The sequence below is a fragment of the Streptomyces sp. BBFR25 genome (genome assembly GCF_044590125.1).
GTDB classification, from domain to species: Bacteria; Actinomycetota; Actinomycetes; order Streptomycetales; family Streptomycetaceae; genus Streptomyces; species Streptomyces canus_D.
This window is the reverse complement of record NZ_CP172447.1, coordinates 1,870,108-1,891,098: the sequence shown is the minus strand read 5'-3', so window position 1 is coordinate 1,891,098 and position 20,991 is coordinate 1,870,108. Positions and strand designations below refer to the sequence as shown.

At 73.8% G+C, this 20,991-nt stretch carries 18 protein-coding genes; 15 read left to right on the top strand and 3 right to left on the bottom strand.

What is annotated here, in order from left to right; genetic code table 11:
- Window positions 1–100: 100 nt before the first annotated feature.
- Genes glnA4 through ACGH52_RS08510 form a run of 4 tightly spaced genes read left to right on the top strand, consistent with a single transcriptional unit; the run spans window position 101 to window position 4,620 of the window.
- Window positions 101–1,459: a gamma-glutamylethanolamide synthetase GlnA4 gene (gene glnA4 / locus ACGH52_RS08525; protein ID WP_076973562.1), complete on the top strand. Its 1,359-nt coding sequence runs from the start codon at window positions 101–103 to the stop codon at window positions 1,457–1,459.
- An 8-nt stretch (window positions 1,460–1,467) separates the two neighbouring features.
- On the top strand, window positions 1,468–2,871 hold the full coding sequence (locus tag ACGH52_RS08520) for an aldehyde dehydrogenase (protein ID WP_193777475.1): 1,404 nt from the start codon (window positions 1,468–1,470) through the stop codon (window positions 2,869–2,871).
- Complete coding sequence (locus tag ACGH52_RS08515; RefSeq protein WP_121701157.1) at window positions 2,868–3,650, top strand: 3-oxoacyl-ACP reductase; 783 nt, start codon at window positions 2,868–2,870, stop codon at window positions 3,648–3,650. The genes ACGH52_RS08520 and ACGH52_RS08515 overlap by 4 nt, the downstream gene beginning before the upstream one ends.
- Before the next feature lie 37 nt (window positions 3,651–3,687).
- Entirely contained in the window at window positions 3,688–4,620 is a 933-nt protein-coding gene (locus ACGH52_RS08510) for a DUF2510 domain-containing protein (RefSeq protein WP_399946683.1), read from the top strand.
- 21 nt (window positions 4,621–4,641) lie between these two features.
- Here the strand turns inward: ACGH52_RS08510 and ACGH52_RS08505 are convergent, their stop codons facing one another.
- Window positions 4,642–5,850, bottom strand: a complete 1,209-nt coding sequence (locus ACGH52_RS08505; RefSeq protein ID WP_399938436.1) for an amino acid deaminase/aldolase — start codon at window positions 5,848–5,850, stop codon at window positions 4,642–4,644.
- A gap of 1,389 nt (window positions 5,851–7,239) precedes the next feature.
- On the opposite strand from ACGH52_RS08505, the gene ACGH52_RS08500 reads away from it, so the two are divergent.
- Together ACGH52_RS08500 and mycP are read left to right on the top strand one after the other, a co-directional pair.
- Window positions 7,240–8,064: a hypothetical protein gene (locus tag ACGH52_RS08500; RefSeq protein ID WP_399938435.1), complete on the top strand. Its 825-nt coding sequence runs from the start codon at window positions 7,240–7,242 to the stop codon at window positions 8,062–8,064.
- Window positions 8,061–9,242, top strand: coding sequence for a type VII secretion-associated serine protease mycosin (gene mycP, locus ACGH52_RS08495; protein ID WP_399938433.1), 1,182 nt, complete (start codon window positions 8,061–8,063; stop codon window positions 9,240–9,242). Before ACGH52_RS08500 ends, mycP begins: the two co-directional genes overlap by 4 nt.
- A gap of 16 nt (window positions 9,243–9,258) precedes the next feature.
- Here the strand turns inward: mycP and ACGH52_RS08490 are convergent, their stop codons facing one another.
- Window positions 9,259–9,984 (bottom strand): serine hydrolase, encoded by a 726-nt coding sequence (locus ACGH52_RS08490; protein ID WP_399946680.1) that lies wholly within the window; start codon window positions 9,982–9,984, stop codon window positions 9,259–9,261.
- 170 nt (window positions 9,985–10,154) lie between these two features.
- Here ACGH52_RS08490 and ACGH52_RS08485 point away from each other — a divergent pair, with 170 nt between their 5' ends.
- Entirely contained in the window at window positions 10,155–10,886 is a 732-nt protein-coding gene (locus ACGH52_RS08485) for an SseB family protein (protein ID WP_076973557.1), read from the top strand.
- A gap of 21 nt (window positions 10,887–10,907) precedes the next feature.
- Here ACGH52_RS08485 and ACGH52_RS08480 read toward each other — a convergent pair whose 3' ends face one another.
- Entirely contained in the window at window positions 10,908–11,273 is a 366-nt protein-coding gene (locus ACGH52_RS08480) for a DUF1844 domain-containing protein (protein ID WP_052837775.1), read from the bottom strand.
- 382 nt (window positions 11,274–11,655) lie between these two features.
- On the opposite strand from ACGH52_RS08480, the gene infC reads away from it, so the two are divergent.
- From infC to ACGH52_RS08440, 8 genes are all read left to right on the top strand, one after another.
- A complete protein-coding gene (infC, locus tag ACGH52_RS08475) occupies window positions 11,656–12,312 on the top strand; it encodes a translation initiation factor IF-3 (protein ID WP_063124369.1) in 657 nt (218 codons plus the stop codon).
- Between the two features lie 116 nt (window positions 12,313–12,428).
- Window positions 12,429–12,623, top strand: a complete 195-nt coding sequence (gene rpmI, locus ACGH52_RS08470; protein ID WP_003977225.1) for a 50S ribosomal protein L35 — start codon at window positions 12,429–12,431, stop codon at window positions 12,621–12,623.
- 97 nt (window positions 12,624–12,720) lie between these two features.
- Window positions 12,721–13,104 carry a 50S ribosomal protein L20 gene (gene rplT, locus ACGH52_RS08465; protein ID WP_003977226.1) on the top strand — a complete coding sequence of 128 codons (384 nt, stop codon included), beginning with the start codon at window positions 12,721–12,723 and terminating at the stop codon, window positions 13,102–13,104.
- Between the two features lie 181 nt (window positions 13,105–13,285).
- Complete coding sequence (locus ACGH52_RS08460; RefSeq protein ID WP_076973556.1) at window positions 13,286–14,134, top strand: RNA methyltransferase; 849 nt, start codon at window positions 13,286–13,288, stop codon at window positions 14,132–14,134.
- Between the two features lie 50 nt (window positions 14,135–14,184).
- Entirely contained in the window at window positions 14,185–15,324 is a 1,140-nt protein-coding gene (locus ACGH52_RS08455; RefSeq protein ID WP_399938430.1) for an ATP-binding protein, read from the top strand.
- Window positions 15,325–15,505: 181 nt separating this feature from the next.
- Entirely contained in the window at window positions 15,506–16,627 is a 1,122-nt protein-coding gene (gene pheS / locus ACGH52_RS08450) for a phenylalanine--tRNA ligase subunit alpha (protein WP_076973555.1), read from the top strand.
- A complete protein-coding gene (gene pheT / locus ACGH52_RS08445; protein ID WP_399938428.1) occupies window positions 16,627–19,149 on the top strand; it encodes a phenylalanine--tRNA ligase subunit beta in 2,523 nt (840 codons plus the stop codon). The genes pheS and pheT overlap by 1 nt, the downstream gene beginning before the upstream one ends.
- Before the next feature lie 449 nt (window positions 19,150–19,598).
- On the top strand, window positions 19,599–20,939 hold the full coding sequence (locus ACGH52_RS08440; protein ID WP_399938426.1) for a transcriptional regulator: 1,341 nt from the start codon (window positions 19,599–19,601) through the stop codon (window positions 20,937–20,939).
- The last annotated feature ends 52 nt before the right edge of the window (window positions 20,940–20,991 follow it).

The following is a 20,991-nucleotide window of genomic DNA, read 5'->3' as shown; positions in this document are numbered from 1 at the left end:
GCACTCCCGGCGGATTCCTTCCGCACGCGGCCGCGCCCCCTTCCCAACCAAAGGTTCCCGGCAATACCTTATGGCTCCCGGCCAGAAGGAGGCTCCCCCCGTGGCAGACCGCACACCCCCGCTCGGGGTCGAGGAACTGCACGCCCTCGTCGCCGCCGGTGACATCGACACCGTCGTCCTGGCCTTCCCCGACATGCAGGGCCGCCTCCAGGGCAAGCGGTTCGCCGCGCGCTTCTTCCTCGACGAGGTCCTGGAACACGGCACCGAGGGCTGCAACTACCTCCTCGCCGTCGACGCCGACATGAACACCGTCGACGGCTACGCCATGTCCTCCTGGGACCGCGGCTACGGCGACTTCGCGATGCACGCCGACCCGGCCACCCTGCGCCGGCTCCCCTGGAACGAGGGCACCGCGATGGTCGTCGCCGACCTCGCCTGGGAGGACGGCTCCCCGGTGCTCGCCGCGCCCCGCCAGATCCTGCGCCGCCAGCTGGAACGGCTCGCCGGGCACGGGTACACCGCGCAGGTCGGCACCGAGCTGGAGTTCATCGTCTTCCGGGACACCTACGAACACGCCTGGGACGCGGGCTACCGCGGCCTGACCCCGGCCAACCAGTACAACGTCGACTACTCCGTGCTCGGCACCGGCCGCGTCGAACCCCTGCTGCGCCGCATCCGCAACGAGATGGCCGGCGCCGGGCTCACCGTCGAGTCCGCCAAGGGCGAGTGCAACCCCGGCCAGCACGAGATCGCCTTCCGCTACGACGAGGCCCTGGTCACCTGCGACCAGCACGCGGTCTACAAGACCGGCGCCAAGGAGATCGCCGCCCAGGAGGGCATGTCCCTCACCTTCATGGCCAAGTACAACGAGCGCGAGGGCAACTCCTGCCACATCCACCTCTCGCTCGCCGATGCCGACGGCCGCAACGCGATGGCCGACGGCACCGGCATGTCCGAGGTCATGCGGCACTTCCTCGCCGGACAACTGGTGGCGCTGCGCGAGTTCTCCCTCCTCTACGCCCCGCACATCAACTCCTACAAGCGCTTCCAGCCCGGCTCCTTCGCCCCCACCGCCGTCGCCTGGGGCCACGACAACCGCACCTGCGCCCTGCGCGTCGTCGGCCACGGCCGCTCGCTCCGCTTCGAGAACCGGCTCCCCGGCGGCGACGTCAACCCGTACCTCGCGGTGGCCGGTCTGGTCGCGGCCGGGCTGCACGGCATCGAGCAGCGGCTGGAGCTGCCCGAGCCCTGCCCCGGCAACGCGTACGCCGCCGACTTCGAGCACGTCCCCACCACCCTGCGCGAGGCCGCCGAGCTGTGGGAGAACAGCGCCCTCGCCAAGGCCGCCTTCGGGGACGAGGTCGTCGCCCACTACCGCAACATGGCGCGCGTCGAACTGGACGCGTACGACGCCGCCGTCACGGACTGGGAACTGCGCCGCTCCTTCGAACGCATGTGAGGCACCGGTTGTCCGAGAAACTCCCTGACGCACTTCGGGTACTGAACCCCGCCACCGAAGAGGTCGTCGCCACCGTCCCCGCCGCCTCCGCCGCCGACGTGGACGCAGCCGTCGCCCGCGCCGCCCGCGCCCAGACGGCCTGGGCCGCCCTCGCACCCGGCGACCGGGCCCGGCTGCTGCGCCGCTTCGCCGCCACCGTCGACGAGCACCTGGAGGAGCTGGCCCGCCTGGAGGTCCGCCAGGCCGGTCACCTCCTCGGCAACGCCCGCTGGGAGGCCGGCAACGTCCGCGACCTGCTGGACTACGCAGCCGGGGGAGTGGAGCGGCTCACCGGACGCCAGATCCCCGTGGCCGGCGGCCTGGACGTCACGCTCCTCGAACCGCTCGGCGTCGTCGGCGTCATCGCCCCCTGGAACTTCCCCATGCCGATCGCGGCCTGGGCCACCGCACCGGCGCTCGCGGCGGGCAACGCGGTCCTCCTCAAGCCCGCCGAGACGACCCCGCTCACCGCGCTCCGCCTGGCCGAACTCGCCCTGGCGGCGGGCCTGCCCGAGGGCCTGTTCCAGGTGCTGCCCGGGCACGGGCCCGTCGCGGGGGACGCGCTCGTCGAGCACCCGGGCGTCGCCAAGATCGTCTTCACCGGGTCCACGGCCGTCGGGCGGCGGGTGGCCGCCAAGGGCGCGGCGCTCCTCAAACCCGTCACCCTCGAACTCGGCGGCAAGAGCCCCAACATCGTCTTCGCCGACGCGGACATCGAGGCCGCCGCTGCCGCCACTCCCATGTCCTTCCTGGACAACGCGGGCCAGGACTGCTGCGCCCGCACCCGCATCCTCGTCCAGCGGTCCGTGTACGACCGTTTCCTGGAACTCCTCGCCCCCGCGATCGAGGCCGTCCGCGTCGGCGACCCGGCCGACGAGAGCACCGAGATGGGCCCGCTGATCTCCCGCGCACAGCTGGAGCGCGTCCGCTCCCACGTCCCCGCCGACGCCGCCGGCATCCGCGGCAAGGCGCCCGAGGGCGGCCCCGGCTTCTGGTTCCCGCCCACCGTCCTCACCGGCGTCGACGCGCACGCGCGCGTGGCCGTCGAGGAGGTCTTCGGACCCGTCGCCGTCGTGCTGCCCTTCGCGGACGAGGACGACGCGATCCGCCTGGCCAACGCCACCGAATACGGCCTGTCCGGCTCACTGTGGACCCGGGACGTCGGCCGCGCCCTGCGCGTGTCGGGCGCGGTGCGCGCCGGGAACCTGTCCGTCAACTCCCATGCCAGCGTCCGCTACTGGACACCGTTCGGCGGGTTCAAGCAGTCCGGCCTCGGCCGCGAACTGGGGCCGGACGCGCTGACCGCGTTCACCGAGACCAAGAACGTCTTCATCAGCACCACCCCATCGAGCACGGAGGGCCCCGCACAGTGAGCGAAGACATCGTCTGCCGCAGGCTCGTCGGCCGCAGTGCCGTCGTCACCGGAGCGGCCAGCGGCATCGGCCTCGCCACCGTCCGCCGACTGGCCTCGGAGGGCGCCCACGTCGTCTGCGGCGACGTGGACGAGACCCGGGGCAAGGCCGCCGCCGAGGAGAGCGGCGGCATCTTCGTCAGGGCCGACGTCACCGACCCCGAGCAGGTCGAGGCGCTGTTCGCGGCGGCGTACGACACCTACGGCAGCGTCGACGTCGCGTTCAACAACGCCGGCATCTCGCCGCCCGACGACGACTCCATCCTGGAGACCGGCCTGGAGGCGTGGAAGCGCGTCCAGGAGGTCAACCTCACCTCCGTCTACCTGTGCTGCAAGGCCGCCATCCCCTACATGCGGCGCCAGGGCCGGGGGTCCATCATCAACACCGCGTCCTTCGTGGCCCGGATGGGCGCGGCCACCTCGCAGATCTCGTACACCGCCTCCAAGGGCGGCGTCCTCGCCATGTCCCGGGAACTGGGCGTGCAGTTCGCGCGGGAGGGCATCCGCGTCAACGCGCTGTGCCCGGGGCCGGTCAACACCCCGCTCCTCCAGGAGCTGTTCGCCAAGGACCCGGAGCGGGCCGCGCGCCGCCTCGTGCACATCCCGGTGGGGCGGTTCGCCGAGGCCGAGGAGATCGCCGCCGCCGTCGCCTTCCTGGCCAGCGACGACTCCTCCTTCGTCAACGCCACGGACTTCCTGGTGGACGGCGGGATCTCCGGGGCGTACGTCACACCGCTGTAGAACACCGCGTACGGCGTCCTACAGTGCCGGGATGAGCATGACGCCGCCGCCCGGCTGGTACCGCGACCCGTCGGCCCCGCACCAGGAACGGTGGTGGGACGGCACCGCCTGGACGGAGCACCGCCGCGCTCCGGAACCCGTCGGCTACGGTCCCGCGGTGGGCGCCGCGGGCCCCGGGCCGCGCACGGGCACCGGCGGACGGGGGAAGGCCGTCGCCCTCACCGCCGCCGCGGCCGTGCTGGTCGCGGCGATCGTCACCGGCGTGTTCGTCCTCGGCGAGGACGACGGCGGCAGCCCGCGGACGCGGACCCCGCCGGTCACCGAGACCGCCACCGGCCCCGCCCCGGTGAGCGACCCGCCGTCCCCCTCACCCACCGCCTCCGGACCCTCCGCCGACGACCCGGCCCTGGTCGAGGACCAGCTCAACGGCATCACCTTCCCGCTGCCGGACGGCTGGGTCCCGCCCAAGTACGTCGCCGAGGACGACGTCATGATGACCACCGACGGCACCTACGACTGCCCCGCCGACGGCGGCGTGTGCCGACACGGCCTCGTCGTCTCCCGCACCGTCACGGCGAACGCCGAGTCCTCCCCGAAGGCCCTGGCCCGGCAGGACATCGAGGACGCGGCCGACGACGCCTACGACCGCGACCTGGTCGGCAACAAGCCCTTCGGCGGCATCGTGTCCCACGAGGAGGTGGCGTCCGGCCCCGTCGCGGTCGCCGGACGCGCCGGGTACTACGTGCGCTGGCGGGTGAGGACGGCCGAAGGACCCGGCGGTCACGTGCAGTCGATGGTCTTCCCGTCCACCGTCGGCACCGAGTCCCCGATCCTCGTCCGCTACGTCTTCGACGCGGGCGAGGACGGGCCGCCCCTGGCGGACATGGACCGGATCACCAAGGGCATCCGGCCCATCGGCGACGCGGACACCGGCGGCGGCGTGGGCAGCGGCATCGGCCCGACGGACTGACCCCGGCCCGCGGTGCCCGCGCTACAGGAAGGTCTGCCCCTCGCCCCGGTACGTCGGCACCGTCGCCGTCACCGCGTCCCCCTCCACCAGGTGCAGCGCGTCGAACCGCTCGCACAGCTCCCCGGCCTTGGCGTGCCGGAACCACACCTTGTCGCCGATCAGCAGATCGTCGGCGGGCGAGCCCAGCAACGGCGTCTGCACCTCGCCCGGGCCCTCCTGGGGGTCGTAGCGCAGCTCCTCGGGCAGGTACGGCACCGGCAACCGGTCGGCCCCGGCCGCACCCGAGGCCGGATAGCCGCCGCCGAGCACGGTCACGACCCCGACCCCCGGCCGCCGTACGACGGGCTGGGCGAACAGCGCGGCCGGACGACCGCTGAACGACGTGTAGTTGTCGAACAGGCGCGGCACGTACAGCCCGGAGCCGGCCGCGATCTCCGTCACCGCGTCCTCGGCGGCGGTGTGCTGCACGCTGCCCGTACCGCCGCCGTTGACGAACTCCAGACCGGGCACCACGGCCCGTACCGCCCGCACCACGGCCGCCCGCCGCTCGGCCAGCTCCCGGCGGGCGGCGGCCTGCATCAGCCGCACGGCACGCGACCGGAACGGACGCCCCGCCACCGCGTCGCCGACCCCGGCGACATGCCCCTCGTACGCCATGATGCCGACGACCTCGAACCCCGGCCGGCGGGCCACCGCGCGGGCCAGGTCGGCGACCTCGGCGGGGGAGTGCAGCGGCGAGCGCCGGGCCCCGACCCGCACCCGGCCGCCGAGCAGCCTCAGCGAGGTGTCCAACTCCAGGCACACCCGCACGACTTCCCGGCCGCCGCCGCCCTCGCGCGCCGCGTCGACCAGGTCCAGCTGGGCCACGTCGTCGACCATCACCGTCACGGCGGCGGCGAGCTTGGGGTCGGCGGTCAGCTCGGCGTACCCGGCGCGGTCCGCCGACGGATAGGCGAGCAGCACGTCCTCGAAACCGGAGCGCGCCAACCACAGGGACTCGGCAAGCGTGAACGACATGACGCCCGCGAAACCGTCCCGGGCCAGGACCCGTTCCAACAGCGCACGACAGCGTACGGACTTGCTGGCGACCCGGATCGGCTTCCCGCCGGCCCGGCGGAGCAGGTCGTCCGCGTTGGCGTCGAAGGCCTCCAGGTCCACGATCGCCACGGGGGCGTCCAGATGGGCGGTGGCCCGGTCGTAGCGGGCCCGGTCGGCGGCGCGTGCGGTCATGGACGCAGCCTGCCAGACAGGATTACCGCGGGGTAGGGGGACGATCCGGGCCAATGCCACGGGCGTGCGGACTGGTTCCCCCTCCGGCGGGGTCACGCCGTAGAGTGACGCGCACGCACGGCGGGCCCCACCCCGGCGGCAGGGCCCTGGAGGCCGCGCCGGGATGGTGGTCCTCCCGAGCGGGTATGCGTGCCCGGGACGGAACGGTTCCGCGCCGGGCCGGGCAGGAGACGACCACGGCCAGGACCACCGTCTCCGGCCCTTTCGGAGAGACGGGCCGGGGCCCGGGGAAACGGGGGGTGCATGAGCACGGAAGCGCGCCGCGCCTCCCTCCCCCCGCACCCCGAGACCCCACCCCGCCCGCAGACCCCACCCCGCCCCGCGACGCCCCCGAGCCCCGAGTCGGCTCCGTCGCGCCCCGAGTCCGCGCCCGGTCCGCCGCCCCCGCCGGGCCCCGGCACGGCACATCGGCCGACCTCGCCCCATCCGGAGCCCCCGGCCCGCCCCGCGACGCCGCCGCGTCCGGAGTCGGCTCCGTCGCGCCCCGAGTCCGCGCCCGGTCCGTCGTCCACGCCGGGCCCCGGCAGGGCACTTGGGTCGACCTCGCCCCTTCCGGAGCCCCCGGCCCGCCCCGCGATGCCGCCGCGTCCGGAGTCGGCTCCGTCGCGCCCCGGGTCCGCGCCCGGTCCGTCGTCCACGCCGGGCCCCGGCACGGCGCTTCGGCCGACCTCGCCCCATCCGGAGCCCCCGGCCCGCCCCGCGACGCCGCCGCGCCCCGAGTCGGCTCCGTCGGCGCCGCCGCGCCCCGAGTCCGCGCGCGGTCCGCGGACTGCTTCTCGCCCCGACGCCGCGCCGGGCTTCGGTGAGGCCGCGCGTCCGGCGGGCGGCTCCCGTCCGCCGACACCGCCGACCCCGGGCGTTCCACCCCGCCCGGCGCAGGCGCCCGCGGCGGAGCGCGGCGGCGACGCGCGGTCCGGTGCGCGGCGGGACACCGCCGCGTCCTCCCCCGGGGGGCCGACGACGGCCGGTGACGGCCGCGCGGACTCCGGTGCCCGCACCCGCTACCCGCGCTTCCGGCTCGGTGAGCCCCGGCCCGCCGACGACGCGCCGCCACCCCGCGCCTCCGCCCGCTTCCCCGACTCCGCGCCGACCGTCGGTCGTGGTGACGCCCCGTCCGCCGGAGGCGCACCCCAGGCGCCGGCCCGCCGTCCCGGCGCCCCCGCGCAGACCCCGACCGAGACGACCGCGCGCCTGCGCCCGGTCCCGGCGGAAACGGAACCGGAGCCGAGACCGGAGCCCGCGGCTCGACCGGCACCCGCCCCGTCTGCCGGCCCGGCGGACCGCCCCGCCGCCCCCGACCCCGCCTTCTCCTGGAGCAGCCCGATCGACATGCGGCCCCGGGTCTCGTTCGGGGAGCCCGAGGGGTACGACGCACTGGCCCGGCCGCGTCCGCTCGGCGGGCGCCCGCGGCCGCAGGCCGTCGCCGCCGCCGTCTGCCTCGTCCTCGGCGTGGGGCTCCTCACCGGCGCCGTCACCGGCAGCTGGCTCGCCGGAGACTCCGGGGACGACGGCGCGCGCAGCGCGTTCGCCGAGGCCGGGGACCTGTGGCACAGCGTGCCCGTCGACCAGCTGTTCCCGCCCACCGTCCAGGGCAAGGGCGCGGGCCCCGGCGGAGCCGACCGCACCTGGACGCGGGTCGCGGTCGCCCCGGACGGCGACTGCGCGGGCGCCTTCGACCCGCTCCTCGCCAAGGTGCTCGACCCGGTCGGCTGCTCCCGGCTGCTGCGCGCCACCTACACCGACGCCACCCAGAGCCACGTCACCACCGTCGGCCTGCTCTTCACCAAGGCCGACGCCGCAGCCATGACCGCGCTGGCGGGCCGGTTCGAGAAGGAGGGCCTGGGCCGCCGGGAGGACCTCATGCCCCTGCCGTACGCGGCGAAGGACACGGTCGCCGCGGGCTTCGGCGCACCGCAGCGGGCCTCCTGGACCGTCTCCGTCCTCACCGACGCCCCCGTCGTCGTCTACGCCGTCTCCGGCTGGGCCGACGGCCGCACCGTCGACGAGCCCGAACCCGCCGAGGAGGCCATCGAGTCCGGCGCCACCTCGGCGTCCGCCCAGGCCGGTCTCGGCCACGAGGCGCAGGGCCTCGCCGACCGCGTCGAACGCGCCCTGCGCAAGAACGTCGGCGCCCCCACGGAGCACCCCTCGTGACCCCCGCCGACCTCCGCCGCAGGACCGGGGCCCTGAGCCTCCTCCTCGCCGCCGCCCTGGTCCTGGTCCCGGCCCCCGCCGCGCACGCCGACGGCATCCGCGCCCAGCAGTGGGCCCTGGACGCCATGCACACCCAGGAGGCGTGGCGCACCACCAAGGGCGCGGGCGTCACCGTCGCCGTCCTGGACACCGGCGTCGAGGCCGACCACCCCGACCTGACCGGCAACGTCCTGCCCGGCAAGGACCTGGTCGGCTTCGGCGCGAGCGAGGGCGACCGCTCCTGGGCCCGGCACGGCACCGCCATGGCCGGGATCATCGCCGGTCACGGACACGGCACCGGCAACGCCGAAGGCGTCATGGGCATCGCCCCGGAGGCCAGGATCCTCCCCCTGCGCGTGATCCTGGAGGACGGCGACCCCTCCCGCGTCAAGGCCCGCAAGACCCGCGGCAACGCCCTGGCCGAGGGCATCCGCTGGGCCGCCGACCACGGCGCCGACATCATCAACCTCTCCCTCGGCGACGACTCCGCCTCCGCGCACCCGGAACCGGCCGAGGACGAGGCCATCCAGTACGCCCTGGGCAAAGGCGTGATCGTCGTCGCCTCGGCCGGGAACGGCGGCGAGAAGGGCGACCACATCTCCTACCCGGCGGCCTACCCCGGCGTGATCGCCGCCACCGCCGTCGACCGCTACGGCACCCGCGCCTCCTTCTCCACCCGCCGCTGGTACGCCACGGTCAGCGCCCCCGGCGTCGACGTGATCATCGCCGACCCCGACCACCGCTACTACGAGGGCTGGGGCACCAGCGCCGCCGCCGCCTTCGTCTCCGGGGCCGCCGCCCTGGTGAAGGCGGCCCACCCGGACCTCACCCCGGCCCAGGTCAAGTCCGTTCTGGAGGACACCGCCCGCAACGCCCCGGCCGAGGGTCGCGACGACTCCCGCGGCTTCGGCTTCGTCGACCCGGCCGCCGCCATCGAGGCGGCCGGACGGCTCAAACCGGCGGGGCTGAAGGCGGCGGCCCACGGCGACGAGTTCTTCGGCCCGGGACCGGACACCCCCGCCTCCGACGACGCCACCTCGGCCTGGGCCGGTCCGCTGGCCGGCAGCGCGGGCGGCGTCCTGGTGGTCGCGGCCGTGGTCCTGTGGCGCGGCCGCCGCGAACGCCACGACGACTTGTGACCACCCGCAGCGGCTTCTAGAGGCCGGCGCCCGTGTCGTCGGTGAGCACGGACACCGCCGCCCGTGCCGCCGTCTCGGTCAGCTCGATCCCCTCCGCCCGCGTACCGCTGCCCCGCGACAGCACCGCCACCAGGCAGTCGCGGCCCCCGCTCTCCACCCGCCCGACGCTGTTGACGACCCACAGCCCGGTGGTGCTGCGCCGCAGCCAGCCGTTCTTCAACGCCCACGCCGCACCGGCCGCCCCCTCGGCCGCGTCGGCCGCCGCCGACACACCCCACCGCTGACCGTCCGCGATCCGTTCCATCAGCCCGCGCACATACGCCCGTGAGGGCCCGTTCAGCACCGAGCCGTCCGCCACGAACACCTGCCGCAGCAGCGTGACCTGATCGGCGGCGGTGGTGCGGGTCAGGCCCCACAGCGGGCCGTCGCCGCCCTCGGTGCCGGTCAGCCCGAACCGTTCGTTCGCGGCGTCGAGCCCGTCGCCCGCCCCGATCGCCCGCCACAGCGCCGACGCCGAGTCGTTGTCGCTCTTCTCGATCATCGCTGCGGCGTACGCCTTCTCCGCGGCGGTCGGCGAGCGTCCCGCGTCCTGGGCCCGGAGCAGCAGCGCCGCCAGGATGTCCACCTTGACGATGCTCGCCGTCTCGAAGGCACCGGTGCCGTACGAGGCGGCCTCGCCCGAGTCCGGGTCCAGCACCGCCACCGACACCTCGGCGCCGTCCGGCACCGTCACCGACGCCATGGCCGCGGCCAGCCGCGCGTCACCGTCCACCACCGGCTCGGCCGGTTCGACCGTCTCCACCGCTGCCTCCCGCCCGAGGGTGCCGAGGCCGACGACGATACGGTGCCGCCCGCGCCCGCCGGACTGACCGGTGCGGAGCGCCGTACGCGCCCCCCGATAGGGTCGGGGACGTGGCGAACAAGAACATCCCCGACTCCGCCTTCTCCGACGACGACGGCTCCGCCGACCCCCGGCTGAGCGCCGCGCTCTCCGCCTGGGCCGAGGACCGCGCCGCCGTGGGCCCGGTCCTCGAAGCGCTCAAGGGTGCCCGGCTGCTCGTGCCCGTCGTCGCCGTGCTGGGTGAGGTGGAGGAGGACGAGAACGGGCTGCGCCGCGAGAAGACCAGCGACATGGCCGTACCGACCCTGAAGGCAGGTGACCGCACCGCGCTGCCCGCCTTCACGTCCACGGAGTCGCTCGCCCGCTGGGACCCCGCGGCCCGCCCCGTCGCCGTACCCGTGCACCAGGCGCTGCAGGCGGCCGCGCACGAGAAGGCGGACACCGTCGTACTGGACCTGGCCGGGCCGGTGCCGTTCGAGCTGACCGGAGCGGTGCTGCTGGCGCTGGCCGAGGGGCGTACGACGACCGACCCGCTCGCGGACCCGGCCGTGGCCGGGGCCGTGCGCGCCGCCCTGGCCGACGAGCCCGCCGTGCTCCGCGCCCACCTCGGACCGGGACGGGCCGACGGCACGCTCGCGCTGGTCCTGGACCCGGACGCCGACGCGGCGAAGGCCGCCCGCGCCGTCGCCGAGCGGCTGGCCGCCGACGACACACTGAGGGCCCGCCTGGTGCGCGGCCTCGACCTGGCACTGCTGCCGGCCGGGGCGACGCCGCCCGGCGAGCCCTTGTACGTGCGGGGATAGCTGGAGGTCGACGGGCGGCGGTCAGCCGTAGACCGCGCCCGTGTACTTCTCGCCCGGACCCTGGCCCGGCTCGTCCGGGACCAGCGAGGCCTCGCGGAAGGCGAGCTGGAGCGACTTCAGGCCGTCGCGCAGCGGCGCGGCGTGGAACGAGCTGATCTCGGTCGCCGTCGCGTCCAGCAGACCGGCCAGCGCGTGCACCAGCTTGCGGGCCTCGTCCAGGTCCTTGTGCGCGTCGCCCTCCTCGGTCAGGCCCAGCTTCACGGCGGCGGCGCTCATCAGGTTGACGGCGACCGTCACGATCACCTCGACCGCCGGGACCTCGGCGATGTCGCGGGTCATGGCGTCGAAGTCGGGATTCGCCGAGGATTCAGCGGGGGTCTCACTCATGCCGCACACGATAGGCGCAGCGGGGGAGCGGGCCCCACTCGGACTCGGTTAGCCCTTCCCCCGCCGAGCTGCTAACCTTGTGTAACGACCGGTCGGACACGTACGCCCACGGCAGCGGATCCGGCCCACAAGTGGAGGCTTTCGAACTCCCACCTGGCCGTCCTCCGGACGGCGGGTCACCGGTCAGGCGGTCCCGTCCCACGGCGGCGACCAGCCCGAAATCGCGCCCCGCGGTCATCGCGGCGGTGCTCCGGTAGCAGTTCGAGGAGCCCCGCCTGTGATCGTCCGGGGCATTTTTTGTGTGCCGGCGCGGTTAGGTCTTAAAAACAGACGTTACGCGGCTGTCCGCCAGACCGTCGCGTGGTGCTACCGAGGAGGATCCATCAGCGCCGAGCCCCGCATCAACGACCGGATTCGCGTTCCCGAGGTGCGACTTGTCGGTCCCAGCGGCGAGCAGGTCGGGATTGTCCCGCTTGCCAAGGCCCTGGAGCTTGCGCAGGAGTACGACCTCGATCTCGTCGAGGTCGCGGCGAACGCCCGTCCGCCCGTGTGCAAGCTCATGGACTACGGGAAGTTCAAGTACGAGTCGGCCATGAAGGCCCGTGAGGCGCGCAAGAACCAGGCGCACACGGTCATCAAGGAGATGAAGCTCCGGCCGAAGATCGACCCGCACGACTATGACACCAAGAAGGGTCACGTCGTCCGGTTCCTCAAGCAGGGCGACAAGGTCAAGATCACGATCATGTTCCGCGGTCGTGAGCAGTCCCGGCCGGAGCTCGGCTACCGACTGCTGCAGCGGCTCGCGGAGGACGTCCAGGACCTCGGCTTCATCGAGTCGAATCCGAAGCAGGACGGCCGGAACATGATCATGGTTCTCGGTCCGCACAAGAAGAAGACCGAGGCGATGGCCGAGGCCCGTCAGGCGCAGGAAGCGCGCAAGGCGGACGCGAAGGCGAACCCCGGCAAGTCGCAGAACGCCGCGGAGGCCGACGAGGTCGAGGACGTCGAGGCCCAAGCCGAGGCACCTGCCGAAGCGTGACCCCGGGGGACCGCCAGTCCCCAGGACGACACAGACCGATACAAGAGCGACGCTCCACCCGTGCCCGGTTTCACGACCGGGCACCGGAGCGCCACCGACGAGGAGAGAACGGCGCTATGCCGAAGAACAAGTCGCACAGCGGTGCCAGCAAGCGCTTCAAGATCACCGGCTCCGGCAAGGTGCTCCGTGAGCGCGCCGGCAAGCGCCACCTGCTCGAGCACAAGTCGTCCCGCGTGACGCGTCGCCTCACCGGCAACGCCGAGATGGCCCCGGGCGACGCCGCGAAGATCAAGAAGCTTCTCGGCAAGTGACGTACGGGCGCCACTGAGCGCCGTACGGCAGGACCGGGACCCCATCGATACCGGGCCGCGTGAGGATCACCGCGGCCCCGCTACAAGGAGTTAACAAGTGGCACGCGTCAAGCGGGCAGTCAACGCCCACAAGAAGCGCCGGGCGATCCTCGAGCAGGCCTCCGGCTACCGCGGTCAGCGTTCGCGCCTGTACCGCAAGGCCAAGGAGCAGGTCACCCACTCGCTGGTCTACAACTACAACGACCGCAAGAAGCGCAAGGGTGACTTCCGCCAGCTGTGGATCCAGCGCATCAACGCCGCTGCCCGCGCCAACGGCATCACGTACAACCGCTTCATCCAGGGCCTGAAGGCCGCCAACGTCGAGGTCGACCGCAAGATCCTCGCCGAGCTGGCCGTCAACGACCCGAACGCGTTCGCCGCGCTCGTCGAGGTCGCGCAGAAGGCGCTGCCGAGCGATGTGAACGCGCCGAAGGCGGCGTGACGCTGCGCCGGCTTTAGCCGGTTGTCGAAGGGACCCGCAGGCTTGGAGCCTGCGGGTCCCTTTGGTTGCCGTCCGGCCGGTTCGTTTTCGGCTGCGGGTCCGTTGTGGCTTGTCGCGCAGTTCCCCGCGCCCCTGAAGGGGCGCCCCAGCCAGCGTTGATCTAGTTGTGAAGGTGAGAAGAGTGCCACCCGCCACCCCCGAGCTGATCTCCCCCCGTTCTCCCCGTGTCGCCGCCGCGCGGCGGCTCGGTAAGCGGAACTTCCGGGGGAAGGAGCGGCTGTTTCTCGCCGAGGGGCCGCAGGCCGTGCGGGAGGCCGCGGGGTTCGGGGAGACGCTGGTCGAGCTGTTCGCCACCGTAGAGGCCGCGGAGCGGTACGCCGACATCGTCGGGGCCGCCCGTGACGTCGGCGCCCGGGTGCACCTCGCCGCCGACTCGGTGATCGAGGACATCTCCACCACCGTCACCCCGCAGGGGCTGGTCGGGGTCTGCCGGTTCCTGGACACGCCGTTCGAGGAGATCCTCGCCGCCCGGCCCAAGCTCGTCGCCGTCCTCGCCCACGTGCGGGACCCCGGCAACGCGGGCACCGTACTGCGCTGCGCCGACGCCGCCGGGGCCGAGGCGGTCGTGCTCACCGACGCCTCCGTCGACCTGTATAACCCCAAGGCCGTACGCGCCTCCGTCGGTTCCCTGTTCCATCTGCCGGTCGCCGTCGGTGTCCCCGTCGAGCGTGCCGTCGCCGGGCTCAGGGACGCCGGGGTCCGGGTCCTCGCCGCCGACGGCGCGGGCGAGGACGACCTCGACACCGAGCTGGACGCCGGCACCATGGGCGGGCCCACGGCCTGGGTGTTCGGCAACGAGGCCTGGGGGCTCCCGGAGGAGACCCGCGCCCTCACCGACGCCGTGCTGCGCGTCCCGATCCACGGGAAGGCGGAGAGTCTGAACCTAGCGACCGCCGCCGCCGTATGTCTCTACGCGTCGGCGCGTGCACAGCGTGCCGCCGGAGGGTGCCGCTCCGTCACCAAGAGCTAGTAGGGTGACCAGCTCAAGGCCCCTGCGCGGTTGAGAGGTGGGGTACGGGGATGAGCGTCGGTACGAGCAGCGCACCGGGAGCACGCCAGGTGCCGCGCCCGCCCGCGCCCCGTACGCCCGGCGATCTCGCCGACCTCGGCGTCGACCCGGACCAGCTGCCCGACGGCCTGGTCGTCGCGGACGAGCACGGCCGGGTGGTCTGCTTCAACGCGGCCGCCGTCCGCATCACCGCCACCCCCGCCGCCGAGGCCCTCGGACAGCCGCTGGAGGGCGCCCTCCCCCTGGAGGACCTGGAGGGCCGCCGCTGGTGGCAGCTCACCGACCCCTACGGTGGCCTCGCCATCCGGGTCGGCCAGCCCGAGCGCAACCTGCTGCTCCCCGGCGGCCGGGAAGTCCTGGTCACCGCCCGCTACGTACGCACCGAACGCCGCGGCCCCGTCCACCGCGTCGTCGTCACCCTGCGCGACACGGAGGCCCGCCGCCGCACCGAGCGCAGCCACGCCGAGCTGATCGCCACCGTCGCCCACGAGCTGCGCTCCCCCCTCACCTCCGTCAAGGGCTTCACCGCCACGCTGCTGGCCAAGTGGGAGAGGTTCACCGACGACCAGAAGCGGCTGATGCTGGAGACCGTCGACGCCGACGCCGACCGCGTCACCCGCCTCATCGCCGAGCTGCTCGACATCTCCCGGATCGACTCCGGCCGCCTGGAGGTGCGCCGCCAGCCCGTCGACATCGGCGCCGCCGTCGGCCGGCACATCCAGGCGTACGTCGCCGCCGGTCAGGAGGCCGACCGGTTCCTGCTCCGCCTCGCGCAGCCGCTGCCGGACCTGTGGGCCGACCCCGACAAGGTCGACCAGGTGCTGAGCAACCTGCTGGAAAATGCGGTGCGGCACGGCGAGGGAACCGTCACCATTGACGTCACGCCCACGGCGTCACCCCGCGAGGGGGAGAACACCGGCACGTCGGTCACGGTGAGCGACGAGGGGGCGGGCATCCCGGAGGAATCCATGAACCGCGTCTTCACCCGCTTCTGGCGGGGCAGCAAGCGCGGCGGCACCGGCCTCGGGCTGTACATCGTCAAGGGCATCGTCGAGGCCCACGGCGGCACCATCACGGTCGGCCGCGCCCCCGGCGGCGGCGCCGAGTTCCGATTTACGTTGCCCGTGGCGGCCCCGGCGTACCTCAGCTGAGCAGCACCAGAGGCGGCCGACGACCCCCACGGGCGTAATCCGCGTTCCACAGCCCCGTTAGACTCGGTCTTTGGCACCTTTGCGTCCAGATCCGCAGACGAAGCGTCGACGAAGCGTCTCCGCGCCGCCTGAGGACCGTAGACGGGGCGTCCCAGCCAGCCAATCGGAAGCACGGGAAGAGATGTCGGCACCGAATAAGTCGTACGACCCAGTCGAGGTCGAGGCGTTGAAACCGGAAGAGATCGAGCGCATGCGGGACGAGGCGCTCGCCGCCTTCGCCGCCGCGGACTCCCTCGACGCGCTCCAGGAGGCCAAGGTCGCCCACACCGGCGGCGCCTCCCCGCTGGCGCTGGCCAACCGCGAGATCGGCGCCCTGCCCCCGCAGGCCAAGGCCGAGGCCGGCAAGCGCGTCGGCATGGCCCGCGGTGCCGTGAACAAGGCGCTGGCCGCCCGCCAGGAGGAGCTGGAGGCCGAGCGCGACGCGCGTGTCCTGGTCGAGGAGGCCGTGGACGTCACGCTGCCCTACGACCGCGTACCGGCAGGCGCCCGCCACCCGCTCACCACGCTCTCCGAGCGCATCGAGGACGTCTTCGTGGCCATGGGCTACGAGGTCGCCGAGGGCCCCGAGGCCGAAGCCGAGTGGTTCAACTTCGACGCCCTGAACATCGGCCCGGACCACCCGGCGCGCGGCGAGGCCGACACCTTCTTCGTCGAGGGACCGCAGGGAGGCACCGAGTCCGGCGTGGTGCTGCGCACCCACACCTCGCCCGTGCAGATCCGCTCGGCGCTCACGCGCGAGCTGCCGGTCTACGTGATCTGCCCCGGCCGGGTGTACCGCACCGACGAGCTGGACGCCACCCACACCCCCGTCTTCCACCAGGTCGAGCTGCTCGCGATCGACGAGGGCCTGACCATGGCGGACCTCAAGGGCACCCTGGACCACATGGTCCAGTCGCTGTTCGGCGCGGAGATGAAGACCCGGCTGCGGCCGAACTTCTTCCCCTTCACCGAGCCGTCCGCCGAGATGGACATGCTCTGCTACGTCTGCAAGGGCGCGTCCGTCGGCAACCCCGACCGGCCCTGCCGCACCTGCTCCAGCGAGGGCTGGATCGAGCTGGGCGGCTGCGGCATGGTCAACCCGCGGGTGCTCACCGCCTGCGGCGTCGACCCCGAGAAGTACAGCGGCTTCGCCTTCGGGTTCGGCATCGAGCGGATGCTGATGTTCCGCCACAACGTCGAGGACATGCGAGACATGGTCGAGGGTGACGTCCGGTTCACCCGGCCGTTCGGGATGGAGATCTGATGCGGGTCCCGCTTTCCTGGCTGCGGGAGTACGTCGACCTGCCGGCCACCGAGACCGGCCGCGACGTGCAGGCCAAGCTGATTTCGGCCGGTCTGGAGGTCGAGACCGTCGAGCACCTGGGCGCCGACCTCAAGGGCCCCCTCGTCGTCGGCCAGGTGCTGACCATCGAGGAGCTGGAGGGCTTCAAGAAGCCGATCCGCTTCTGCACGGTGAACGTCGGACAGGCCAACGGCACCGGTGAGCCGCAGGAGATCGTCTGCGGCGCCCGGAACTTCGCCGTCGGCGACAAGGTCGTCGTGGTGCTGCCCGGCGCCACCCTGCCCGGCGGCTTCTCGATCTCCGCCCGCAAGACCTACGGCAAGACGTCCCACGGCATGATCTGCTCCAGCGACGAGCTGGGCATGGGCGACGACGGCACCCACGGCATCATCGTGCTGCCGCCGGAGACCGAGGTCGGCAAGGACGCCATCGAGCTGCTCGAACTGGTCGACGAGGTGCTGGACATCGCCGTCACCGCCAACCGCGGCGACTGCCTGTCCATCCGCGGCGTCGCCCGCGAGGCCGCCATCGCCTACGGCCTGCCGCTGCGCGACCCGGCCCTGCTCGACGTGCCCGGTCCGAACGCCTACGGCTACCCGGTGAAGATCGGCGACCCCACGGGCTGCGACCGCTTCACCGCCCGCACCGTGACCGGCCTCAGCGCCGAGGCGCGCTCGCCGATCTGGCTCCAGCGGCGCCTGCAGAAGGTCGGCATGCGTCCGATCTCGCTCGCCGTCGACGTCACCAACTACGTGATGATGGAGCTGGGCCAGCCCCTGCACGCCTACGACCGCTCACTGGTCCAGGGCACCATCGGCGTACGCCGGGCCCAGGAGGGCGAGAAGATCGTCACCCTCGACGGCACCGAGCGGAAGCTGCACGCCGAGGACCTGGTCATCACCGACGACCGCGGCCCGATCGGCCTCGCCGGTGTCATGGGCGGCGCCAACACGGAGATCGCGGACCACGACTCCGCCGAGAACGGCGGCAACGCGACGAGTGACGTGGTCATCGAGGCCGCCCACTTCGACCAGGTGTCCATCGCGCGCACCGCCCGCCGCCACAAGCTGTCGTCGGAGGCCTCCCGCCGCTTCGAGCGCGGCGTCGACCCGCAGGCCGCCGCCGCTGCCGCGCAGCGCACCGTCGACCTGCTGGTGCTGCTCGCGGGCGGTACCGCCGAGTCCGGGGTCACGGAGATCAGTGCTCCGTCCGCACCGCACACCATCCGCGTCCCGGCCGACCACCCGGACAAGGTCGCGGGAGTGGAGTACGGCCGCGAGACCGTCGTACGCCGCCTCCAGGAGGTGGGCTGCGACGTCTACGGCCAGGACGAGCTGATCGTCACGGTGCCGTCCTGGCGGCCCGACCTCACCGACCCGAACGACCTGGCCGAAGAGGTCATCCGCCTGGAGGGCTACGAGAACCTGCCCTCCACGCTGCCCCGGCCCCCGGCGGGCCGCGGCCTCACCTCCCGGCAGCGGCTGCACCGCCGGGTCGGGCGGGCCCTGGCCGGTGCCGGTTACGTCGAGGCACTGAATTACCCCTTCGTCGGCGAGCAGGTCTTCGACCAGCTCGGTCTCGACGCCGACGACCCGGCCCGCCGCGTCGTCAAACTGGTCAACCCGCTCAGCGACGAGGAGCCCGCGCTGCGGACCTCGCTGCTGCCGGGCCTGCTGGGCGCGCTGCGCCGCAACGACGGCCGGGGCGCGCACGACCTGGCGCTCTTCGAGACCGGCCTGGTCTTCCACCCGCGCGACGAGCAGCGGGTCGCCGCCGACCTGCCCGTCGACCGGCGCCCCAGCGAGGACGACCTCGCCGCGCTGGACGCCGCGCTGCCCGACCAGCCCCGGCACGTCGCCGTGGTCCTGACCGGCGCCCGCGAGCAGGCCGGCTGGTGGGGCAAGGGCCGCCCGGCCGACTGGGCCGACGCGGTCGAGGCCGCCCGCACCGTCGCCCGCGAGGCGGGTGCCGAACTGGGCGTCCGCAAGGGCCAGTACGGTCCCTGGCACCCGGGCCGCTGCGCCGAGCTGACCATCACCGTGGACGGCGAGGAGCGCGTGATCGGGCACGCGGGTGAGCTGCACCCGCGGGTCCTGAAGACGCTGGGCCTGCCCGCGCGGACCTGCGCGATGGAGCTGGACCTCGACGCCGTGGCTCGGGTCGGCGACGACACCCCGCAGGCGCCGAGCATCTCGACCTTCCCCGTCGCGACGCAGGATGTCGCCCTGGTGGTCGACGCGTTCGTCCCGGCCGCGGAGGTCGAGGCGGCGCTGCGCGAGGGCGCGGGTGAACTGCTGGAGTCCATCCGGCTGTTCGACGTGTACGACAACGCGGAGCAGCTGGGTGAGGGGCGCAAGTCCCTGGCGTACGCGTTGCGCTTTCGCGCGGGGGACCGGACGCTGACGGTCGACGAGGCGTCGGCTGCGCGTGACGCGGCGGTCGCCCTCGCGGGCGAGCGGGTCGGAGCGGTTCTCCGTAGTTAGCGGTGCGCCCAAGGGGCGTGGGGTTTCTGCCGGTCGGCGGCTGCGGGCAGTCGATGGCCGGTCGCGCAGTTCCCCGCGCCCCTTGAGGGTCGTCAGCGCAACGTGCCTTGTTTTTCAGGGGTGCGGGGAACTGCGCGACCAGCCACAGTGCACCCGCAGCCGACAACGCACCGCACACTGAACGGCGATTGGTCGCACCGCGAAGCCGGCTCGCCGTCCGCCCCGCCACGGAGTGTCGGGCAGGCAGCCGGGCGGACGGCGTGGATACGGGCCGCCGCACTGTACGAGGGGGAGCCGGCGGCCCGGCCGGCCTCTTTCGAGGCCCTTCAGTCAACCGGCCCGGAACTCTCCGCGACAGCGCGCACACGCTACGGATGCGCGCACTCCGTTCACACCCCGTGTGAAGACCGACGCACTACGCTGTCGGCACCGATCCACCGGGGGGCACCATGCAGCCCAACACCCTGCTCGACGCGATCCTCGACGAGGCCGGGATCTCGCACGCGGGGCTGGCCGCGCACGTCAACCAGGCGGGGCGGGCGCGCGGGATCGCACTGAGGTACGAACACACCGCCGTCGCACGGTGGTTGAAGGGGCAGCGGCCGCGCGGCCAGGTGCCCGACCTGATCTGCGAGGTCCTCGCCTCCCGGCTGCACCGCCCGGTCACTCTCGACGACATCGGCCTCGGCGTGCCCGGCGAACCCGTCGCCCCGCACACCGGCTCGCTGTCCGGGTTCGTGGAGCGCGCGACCGCCCTGTGGCGCTCCGACCAGCAGCGGCGCCCGCACATCCTGGGCGCCCCCGCGCTCACCGGCACGCCCGCCGTGATGCCGGTGTGGGAGTGGGAGAACCCGCCCGAGGACACGGACGTCTCCCGCGGCGGGCGGCACCGCGTCACCGCGGCCGACCTGGAGATGGTGCGCTGCGCCCGCACGCACTACGAGCAGATGTACCGCAAGGCCGGCGGCATCGCGACCCGCGCCCGCATCGTCGGCTTCCTCAACTCCGAGGCCGCCCCGCTGCTGCGCGGCAGCTACACCGACGCCACCGGGCGGCAGCTGCACCGGGCCACCGGGGGCCTGGTGGCGGTGGCCGGGATCTGCGCGTACGACTCCGACGCGCACGGCCTCGCGCAGCGCTACTTCCACCAGGCGCTGCGGCTCGCCAAGGCCAGCGGCGACCGGGGGCTCGGCGCCTACGTCATCGCGCTGCTGGTCAACCAGGCGCTGTTCATGCGGGAGTACCGGCAGGCCGTCGCCTTCGCCGAGGCCGCGCTGCGCGCCGCCGGACGGCACATCACCCCGGCGCTCGCCTCCGACCTGTACGCGATGCAGGCGAAGGCGTACGCGCACCTGGGCGACGGCAGCGCCGCGCTGGCCTGCATCCGCCGGGCCGAGCAGGCCGCCGAGCGCATCCGGCGGGGCTACGAGCCCGACGAGACCGGCTACGTCCAGCCGGGACTGGTGAACGTCCAGGTGGCGGAGGCGCTGCTGAGCCTCGGCGAACTCGCGGCGGCCGGGGAGCACGCGGCGGCGGCCGTCGACACCCCGGCGCACGACCGGGGCCGGGTGCACCGGCTCGCCATGCTCAGCACCATCGAGCTGCGCCAGGGCAACGCCGACAAGGCGGGGGCGACGGCCGTGCGGATGGCCGAGCAGGCCCGGGGAATGGAGTCCCAGCGGCTGCGCGACAGACTGCGCGCGGTGCGCGAGCACCTGGTGAGCAGCGGGTGCGCGGGCACGGTCGAGGCGGCCGAACTCATCGACGGGGCACTGCGCGTACCGCTGTAGGCGGCCCGCCCGCGCGGACCCTGCGCCCGTCCCTGCGCCGTGAGCGGCCGTC

Excerpts from the sequence above, each read along its gene's own strand:
- ACGH52_RS08510 (WP_399946683.1), top strand. The coding sequence starts at position 3,688 with ATGACGCCGCCGCCCGGCTGGTACCGCGACCCGTCGGCCCCGCACCAG.
- ACGH52_RS08505 (WP_399938436.1), bottom strand. The coding sequence starts at position 5,850 with ATGACCGCACGCGCCGCCGACCGGGCCCGCTACGACCGGGCCACCGCC.
- ACGH52_RS08500 (WP_399938435.1), top strand. The coding sequence starts at position 7,240 with ATGCGGCCCCGGGTCTCGTTCGGGGAGCCCGAGGGGTACGACGCACTG.
- ACGH52_RS08490 (WP_399946680.1), bottom strand. The coding sequence starts at position 9,984 with ATGGCGTCGGTGACGGTGCCGGACGGCGCCGAGGTGTCGGTGGCGGTG.
- ACGH52_RS08480 (WP_052837775.1), bottom strand. The coding sequence starts at position 11,273 with ATGAGTGAGACCCCCGCTGAATCCTCGGCGAATCCCGACTTCGACGCC.
- rpmI (WP_003977225.1), top strand. The coding sequence starts at position 12,429 with ATGCCGAAGAACAAGTCGCACAGCGGTGCCAGCAAGCGCTTCAAGATC.
- ACGH52_RS08455 (WP_399938430.1), top strand. The coding sequence starts at position 14,185 with ATGAGCGTCGGTACGAGCAGCGCACCGGGAGCACGCCAGGTGCCGCGC.
- pheS (WP_076973555.1), top strand. The coding sequence starts at position 15,506 with ATGTCGGCACCGAATAAGTCGTACGACCCAGTCGAGGTCGAGGCGTTG.
- pheT (WP_399938428.1), top strand. The coding sequence starts at position 16,627 with ATGCGGGTCCCGCTTTCCTGGCTGCGGGAGTACGTCGACCTGCCGGCC.
- ACGH52_RS08440 (WP_399938426.1), top strand. The coding sequence starts at position 19,599 with ATGCAGCCCAACACCCTGCTCGACGCGATCCTCGACGAGGCCGGGATC.